Annotated in this window: 2 protein-coding genes; both read right to left on the bottom strand. The window is 64.2% G+C overall.

Features of this window, described 5'->3' with window-relative positions:
- Positions 1-1,007 (bottom strand): MCE family protein (locus A9W96_RS20655; RefSeq protein ID WP_066869646.1); only part of this gene is annotated, 1,007 nt, incomplete at its 3' end.
- 4 nt (positions 1,008-1,011) lie between these two features.
- Positions 1,012-1,754, bottom strand: a 743-nt coding sequence (locus A9W96_RS20650) for an ABC transporter permease (RefSeq protein ID WP_067142615.1), incomplete at its 5' end; no start/stop codon positions are given.

The following is a 1,754-nucleotide window of genomic DNA, read 5'->3' as shown; positions in this document are numbered from 1 at the left end:
GGGTCGTCGCCGAACAGCAGCGCCGCGTCGAGGATCACCGAATAACCATTGCCGCCCAACGCGTCTCGGCCACCATGGTCGACGTACCACTGCGCACCCTGGAACAGGCACGTATAGGTCGGCGAGTATTTCTCCAGCAGGGCCATGGTCGGATCGAGCAGGTTCATGGACCGCACGATGTTCGACTCGTTGCGGCCGATCACGTTGATGCCGGTCTGGCTGAAGCCGATCGCCGACAGCAACAACGAATCCAGCGAGCGCTGGTCGTCCGTGATGGTCGCGCTCGTCGTCGTCGCCGAGTCCAGGATGGACAAGATGTTCTGCGCCGCATCGGAGTAGATGGCGGTGGTCTTGCCGAACAGCCGCCAGTCCTTTCCGATGGTGTCCATGCGCGGGTTGACGGTGAGTAGCACGTTGTTGGCGTCGGTGATCGCTTGTCCGAGCCGGTCGCCCTTGCCGCGCACGGATTGCGCGAAGGCCGACAGGATCGCGTTCAGCTTTGCCGGGTCGAGCGCCTGGACCACCGACTGCAGGTTCTCGAAGACGGTGTTCACTTCCACGGTGACGTTGCGCGAGCGCAACAGCGCGCCGGGTTTCAACGATGCCGGGCTGGGATGGTCGGGAACGATCAGATCGACGTATTTCGAGCCGAACGCCGTGGTGGATTTGATCTCGGCCTCGAGGTTGCTTGGCAGATACTTGAAGGCGTCCGGTTGGATCTTCAGCTGCAGCCGAGCGGTCTTCACGTCGGTGCCGATCGACGCGACCTGACCCACCTGGACGCCGCGCAGCTTGACCTTGGCGCCGTCTTCCATCACCAGGCCGGCGCGGTCGGACACCAGCGTGAGCGGGACGAAGGCCTGGAATTTGCCCGAGAACGAGGCCGCGGTCATCGCGATCAGGCCACCGATCAGGATGAACAAGGTGGGTGCCCACCAGATCGGGTCAATCTTGCTGTGGCGGGTCCTGTTTCGCTGGAACGCCCCGTCGGCTTTGTGAGTGCTCATCCGGTCATCCCGACAGGTTGAAGTTGCCGGACTGCCCATAGACGGACAGCGAGATCATCAGGCACACGAAGGCCGTGACGATCATCGACGACCGCACCGACCGACCGACCGCTTCCCCGACGCCCGCCGGACCGCCCGTGGCGGTGAAGCCGTAATACGTGTGCACGACCATCACCCCGGCCGCCATGGTCAGCGCCGCCAAAAACGACCAGAACAGATCGGTGGGGCGCAAAAAGGTGGCGAAGTAGTGCTCGTAGACGCCTCGTGACTGCCCGTACACGTAGATCGTGAGGAACTTCGCCGCGACGAACGACATCAGCACGGCGACGGCATAGAGCGGGATGACGACCAGGATGCCGGCGATGATCCGGGTGGACGCCAAATAGGTGACCGCGCGGATGCCCATGACTTCCAGCGCGTCGATCTCCTCGTTGATGCGCATCGCGCCCAGCTGCGCGGTCGCGCCCGCACCGATCGTGGCGGCCAGTGCCAGACCGGCGGTGCAGGGCGCGATCATCCGCACGTTCAGGAACGCCGAGAGGAAGCCGGTCAGCGCTTCGACGCCGATGTTGGACAGCGTGTCGTAACCCTGTACCGCGACGAGGGCGCCGGTGGTCAGCGTGAGAAACCCGATGATGCCGACCGTGCCCCCGATGACGGCCAATGCCCCTGTGCCCATTCCCATCTCGGCGATCAGGCGCAGCAGTTCGTTCGGGTAGCGCCGTACCGCATCGACGGTGGCGGTCA

The sequence above is a fragment of the Mycobacterium sp. 1245852.3 genome (assembly GCF_001669335.1).
Classification (GTDB): Bacteria; Actinomycetota; Actinomycetes; order Mycobacteriales; family Mycobacteriaceae; genus Mycobacterium; species Mycobacterium europaeum_A.
This window is presented reverse-complemented; position numbering and strand designations above follow the sequence as displayed.